The sequence below is a fragment of the Thioclava sp. SK-1 genome, assembly GCF_001705665.1.
In the GTDB taxonomy this organism is placed as follows: Bacteria; Pseudomonadota; Alphaproteobacteria; order Rhodobacterales; family Rhodobacteraceae; genus Thioclava.
On sequence record NZ_MDHA01000066.1, the window covers coordinates 1 to 5,861 of the forward strand.

Consider the following 5,861-nt stretch of genomic DNA (forward strand, 5'->3'; position numbering starts at 1 on the left):
GGCGGGCAATATTTATCCATTCGCTATACCGAGCGTCTGGCCGAAGCTGGCATCGAGCCATCGCTCGGCAGCGTGGGAGACTCCTATGACAACGCCCTCGCGGAGACGATAAACGGTCTCTACAAAACCGAACTGGTCCATCGCCAGGGTCCATGGCACAACATGCAGGATCTGGAAATGGCGACGCTCGGCTGGGTCGATTGGTTTAATCACCGGCGCTTGCTCGGCCCTATCGGAAACATACCGCCAGCAGAGGCTGAACAGAACTTCTATGCACAGCGCGACGTGCTCGATATGGTCGCGTGAAATGAAGCTATAGGTCTCCGGTAAACCCGCAGCGATTCAGCCATCGTGGTGCAGAGCTTCCAACTGAAGATGTAACGGCTGCGATCATCCAGGATCGTCGAAAGATAGAACCAGCCCCAGCCGATGACCTTGAGATAAGTAAAATCGGTCTGCCAGAGCTGGTTTGGCCGCGTGGTCTTGTCCCGGAACTCGTCGGCCGCAGACACCACCACATAGGCCGGGCTGGTGATCAGGTCGTAGGACTTGAGGATGCGATAGACCGAAGTCTCTGATACAAAATACTTTTCCGTATCAGTGAACTGCACGGCCAATTCGCGGGGCGACAGATCGCTTTCCAGCAGGGCCAGATCCTTGATCTTCTCGCGAACCGGCTCGGGAATGCGGTTCCAGACCCGGGATGGCTTGGGGCTGCGATCCTCAAGCGCCTCGGGGCCACCGGCCAAATACCGGTCATACCAGCGATAGAAAGTGGTCCTGGGGATGCCCAGCTTGTCCAGCGTTCGTTTGGTCGGCAGATGGGACTGCTCAACCAGCCGAATGATCTCCAGCTTCTCGGATGCGGGATACCTCATTCGTCGTCGCCCCCATCCCCGAGCATGCTTTTTTGAGAAGCCGCAGCTCCAGCGCCTGCTCGGCCACGACTTCTTTGAGTGCGCGGGATTCACGGCACAGATCTTTGACCTCGGTCGATGTCGCCGCACGCGCTGTGTCGCCGGCTAGGCGCTTCTTCCCAGCCTCAAGGAACTCCTTGGACCAGCTGTAATACAGGCTCTGAACGATGCCTTCCCGGCGACACAGCTCAGCAATGCTGTCCTCACCTTTCAGGCCATCCAACACGATCCTGATCTTCTCTTGCGCTGAATACTGTTTGCGGGTTGCGCGCCGGATGTCTTTGACAACCTTCTCGCCATGGCTCTGTTTGGTCCCAGATTCCTGTCTCATCTTCACTCCTTCGTGGTTACGATGAGCCAGAAAGCCTCTCTTATCAAATCGCCCTAAACTGTCCCATTGGCGCTGACGTCAGACATATGAGGCTACTTGTGCAAGCCAGCCTGCGCTAATTCATCCGAAAGTAGGACCATCTTATAATAGAGGTCGCCTAGATCTGGCGCAGCACTTTTAATGTATAGGCCTATGTTTTTTAGATTGTGCATTTCTTTGAAGCTTTCGTTCGCGTTTATATAGGCGCCCATCCAATCTTTCTTATTGACGGCCTGCCACATTCTTGATCGCCAGAATGTAAACGGGTTTCGTCTCTGTAGGTTCTTGATAGCGTCCGGAATACTGGTCTCTCGCGTGTCGATCACCTTAAGAACCGTGGGTTTCTCGGATCCAGTCGTTTCGAGCTCTCGTAAGATACGATCTACAACATTGTCCCATTGTGCAGCAGCTTCCTGTAATATGTGATCAGCCGCGTCGTAAAAGGATTCCCGGGTAGTCTGAGTCATTTGTCACACTCTGATATTTTACCTGCGCGCGCGATCCCGGTTTGAGCCGGAGATTGAACACGATTATTCCAAGGTGTTAGGAAAAAACCACCGCCTTCGCTGTTTCGTATATGGTCTTCAACTTCGTCAATCGATTTGAAAGGAGCGATCGTCTCCCGAGATTGTGGGCCTCCTGCTTTTGGGAACCACACCTGTTGTCCCCCCGCCAAGCAAGGCAAGATCCGGGTTGTTGGTGCTCCGCTGCGGGCCGACCTCTCCGACCATCCCATATCTAGGTGGCGGCGTCTGTATGACCACATAGGCTCCGGCTTCGTTCCAGTTCTGCAAGACTGCATCACGGCTGCGCCATGCTGCCTCTGTATCGGGTGGCGCGGAAGGCGACCAGTAGTCGCCGCCCGAAGAATACTTGCTTTGCACAACACGATAGAGCGTTTGCGGCTCGGTCTCGAAATCCCGAATGCGTGGCGTGCCGTTGAATTTTTCGATCTGCTCGAGTAAATCCTTATCGCTATAGTTTTTCCATGGGCTATCGGGAATCTCGGCAATCTGTCGTTTGATTGCAGCCAGATTATCCATGCGCCGCGCCAGAGCATCAGCTTCTATATCCCTGATCCTCTCAACAGGTACGGCGCCCAGATCGTCGATATCTGGATCATATTCCCCGCGCGCGCGGCGGGCTGCATCTTCTGCGATTTCATCCCAACTTTCATAACGACGGGATTTAATCACAGTGCTTGTTACCCGCCTGACGCGAATTGCCATGCGATTGCGCCCTCGCACGACTGTCGACGCGGCGCGGGCCAGGCCATCCGTGAGTAGCTTGGCGACATATTTTGCGCTTTCGGGAATCTTCTGTGCTGCAAGGCTTTTGACGAACTCGATCTTGCCGACGACGCGCTCTGTCACGCCTCTATTAAGCAGACCAACGGATTTACGTACGCCTTCAGCGACTAGATCCATATATTCGTTGAACTTGGCTACCAGATCGCCAGATCGTGACACAAGTGCTTGGGCCACTTCGTGAATTTTTGAGACCCCATTAATACGGAATCCAAGCTTATCCGCGCAGCGATTGATAAGTACCAGAATGTCGCCAATATTTCCGAGGTTACGGAAAGCCAAGCGGATGATCCCTTTAGCAAGAGACCCCAATGTCGGAACCAGCCCGATCAGACAGGTGACGACCCCGACCCAGACCCAGCGGTCATTCCAGCGCTCATCCCAGATCAGCATTTTGGCATGGGCCGCCAGATCACGCACATCCCCAATTTGGTCGACGCCCGGAATCATCGTGATGACCGTATTGGCGATGATCTGGCTCGAGGTCATATCCTCGTTGAAATCGCCCGCTAACGTGCCGCCGGTCCAGGATGCCGCATCGCTAATGGCCTCCACTGTTGCGTCGGCGGCCTTCTGGTACCACGCCCTTTCATCTTTTACCGGATTGGGCTCTTCATACGGAATGACATCTTCGGGGTCGTCGTAGAAATAGACTTCGACCTCGCCGCTATACTCGCCTAGATCGACATGGACGTAGTCATGTGCTGACGATGTCGTGACGGCCATCACTCCTTCTGCGATGATCTGGCCTCCCGGTTTTCCGTCATTCGGTTCCTGTACAACATAGACGGCATCGGTGACCGGCGTATCATCCGTATATTCATAACGGATATGGATCCAGTTGCCGCTATGGCATTCGGCGCATCCGCCTGTGCTGCCGCCTTGGGAAAGAGCGGCCTCCTGTGCCGCGCTATATTCATGCGTTGCATCGGTCATGGGCAAAAACCTGTTAAATCAGTCGCTTTTCAATTTCGCGCGAAAGCTGCTCGGGCAGATCATGCGTGTGGGCGTAGAATATCTTTTGCAAAATGCTGTGTAGTGGATCGCTTAAAAACCATGGCGTGTATAGGCAGGAAAGAAGCAGATGTGCCCGCCTTTGCGCGGGCAGGCGGAAACCGGCCTGATCCTGTTGCTGGGCGCAAAGGCCGGAAAACTGCTCCAGATGTCCGGCGGAGGTAAAGCCAAAGGGCGCAAGCTTTCGTGGATCAAGGCGATCAGCCCGAAGTGCCCCTGTTGCCAAAAGGCTGTGCAATGTCGAAAGGCCGGCGTCGGATGTGACAACCTGATGCCAGGCCGTTTCCTGCAAAGCCATGTCCAGGCGCCGCATTTGCAATGACGGTGCCGAGGGGATAGCAAGGCTTGTGGCAACGGCGCCGGTCGCCCGCGGGTCCCACAAGAACCATGTCCCGTAAAAAATCGCCATGGACATAAGCCTTGCGCAATCGCTCCGCCGCGTGAACCCGTAATGTCGGGTCATGTCGAAGACATGGGGCAACGCCGCCCTGACCGGCTCGGGGTTCGCCACACCAAGCCTTTGCATATGCCGGGGTGCAGTGGCGAAGAGGGTCTGTCCCATCTCGTCGCAGAAGCGGTAATCGATAGCTTCGTCGATCTGCGCGCGTAGCGGCGTGCTGAGCCGAAGGCTTTTCTGTCGTTCCGGTGCGTTGGGGGTGGCGCAAAGTAACAACGCATCGCGGTCCGGCGCGATCATGGTGCGGATCGGATGCGCATCTTCCGGCCACCAGAACCGGCTAAGTGCTGCATCCTCGCTGAGCGCGGCCGCGATTAATTGAAAGGCTTTGGCTTCCCAGAAGCGAAAAAAGAACCACTTCCCCGCTTCATCCGTCAGTTTCAGGAATTTGCGCAGATGTGCATGCAGGTCGGAAAATCCTGCGGTCGTGCGCAGGAAGATCGCGGCCTGGAGATCCCAAAGCTGCCAGGGCTTATCGCCTTTGGTAAACAGGGCGCGTGTCAGATCGTCGTCAGGCGTGATCTCGACAAGCCATGGCGCTGCATCGCCCCAATCTTCCGCCCCTTTTCCCTTGAACAGGCAGGCATGTGGCAGATTGGTCCGTTCCAGACTGTCCCGCAAATCCGTGATTTTCGCCGCATCGATGACCGCATAGGTTTTCAACGCCGCATCGGGGATGTCTTGGCCGAAAAGCGCCTCGAAACATTCATCCGGGACGGATCGTTTGGGGAAAACGGCGAATTGCTTATCCAGAGGCGTGATCGGAAGCCGAGTGACCTGTGCCTTCGGCCGGTCAGGCAAAGCAGCCGGAGAGCAGTCTGTGAGGTGCAGCCAATCATCGCTTTCCACGCGCGTCTCCACATTAGACAGGGTGGCAGAAAATTCGGTTTTTAAAATGTTGCGAGGGCAGGCCTATACAACCTGCGACGAAAATACCAGTCTGGCCCATCTCTATCGTCTCGTCAGGCGCGCCAAAAGGTTGATAAAAATGGGCAGCGGTTTCATCGTTATCAAATGTACTAAATGAAATGGCATAACGGACTGTTATATAACTTAACTGTCGAATCATGACGATTGCGACGCCCTCGCACAGTATTTCAAGAAACACTGGAATGCTGTAGTTGAGAAAACCTACGATATTGGATGGGATGTTAAATATACCCTGATGTTCCAAGGCATCACCGTCGACCTTATCTATCACTCTAGTCTGGGTAATTTCATTCGTTCCGAGCAGGTGAATGTTTCGGATTTTTTGTCGAGGGCGATCACCGATTTGAACGAAAGGCTAAGCGAGTGATATCGACCTTGCACGACATGATCGTGTATCTGGCCCGGCATGGTATCAAGACGGCTCTGTCTATACGCATGGCGGCCTTGGAGGCGGCGAGATAGACGGGATCGAGCAGATCGACGGCGTCTGGTATACGTATTTCAGCGAAAGAGGCAAAAAGAACTATTATCGCAAATGGCCAGATGAAGCCGCTGCGGTATCTTATATCTTCCCCAGAGCTGTCGATTTGGCGAAACACTACGGAATGAATCGCCGCGGGTTTACCGGAGACCTATAGCTTCATTTCACGCGACCATATCAAGCACGTCGCGCTGTGCATAGAAGTTCTGTTCAGCCTCTGCTGGCGGAATGTTTCCGATAGGGCCGAGCAAGCGCCGGTGATTAAACCAATCGACCCAGCCGAGCGTCGCCATTTCCAGATCCTGCATGTTGCGCCATGGACCCTGGCGATGGACCAGTTCGGTTTTGTAGAGACCGTTTATCGTCTCCGCGAGGGCGTTGTCAT

General features: G+C 54.6%; 6 protein-coding genes and 1 pseudogene. 1 reads left to right on the plus strand and 6 read right to left on the minus strand.

Features of this window, described 5'->3' with window-relative positions:
* The coding region (locus BFP70_RS15505; RefSeq protein ID WP_141693227.1) for an integrase core domain-containing protein at positions 1-306 on the plus strand (306 nt) is incomplete at its 5' end.
* A gap of 41 nt (positions 307-347) precedes the next feature.
* On the opposite strand, the pseudogene BFP70_RS20445 reads toward BFP70_RS15505, so the two are convergent.
* The 6 genes and pseudogenes from BFP70_RS20445 to BFP70_RS15540 all read right to left on the minus strand — a co-directional run.
* Positions 348-1,248 (minus strand): annotated as a pseudogene (locus tag BFP70_RS20445) (transposase); the annotation flags it as partial.
* 92 nt (positions 1,249-1,340) lie between these two features.
* Complete coding sequence (locus BFP70_RS21110; RefSeq protein ID WP_066012567.1) at positions 1,341-1,754, minus strand: hypothetical protein; 414 nt, start codon at positions 1,752-1,754, stop codon at positions 1,341-1,343.
* Between the two features lie 126 nt (positions 1,755-1,880).
* Complete coding sequence (locus tag BFP70_RS15525) at positions 1,881-3,530, minus strand: hypothetical protein (RefSeq protein ID WP_066012568.1); 1,650 nt, start codon at positions 3,528-3,530, stop codon at positions 1,881-1,883.
* A 13-nt stretch (positions 3,531-3,543) separates the two neighbouring features.
* A complete protein-coding gene (locus BFP70_RS15530; RefSeq protein WP_176715582.1) occupies positions 3,544-4,926 on the minus strand; it encodes a DUF4123 domain-containing protein in 1,383 nt (460 codons plus the stop codon).
* A gap of 1 nt (position 4,927) precedes the next feature.
* Entirely contained in the window at positions 4,928-5,266 is a 339-nt protein-coding gene (locus BFP70_RS15535; RefSeq protein ID WP_066012570.1) for a hypothetical protein, read from the minus strand.
* A gap of 374 nt (positions 5,267-5,640) precedes the next feature.
* Positions 5,641-5,861, minus strand: a 221-nt coding sequence (locus BFP70_RS15540; protein ID WP_141693228.1) for an integrase core domain-containing protein, incomplete at its 5' end; no start/stop codon positions are given.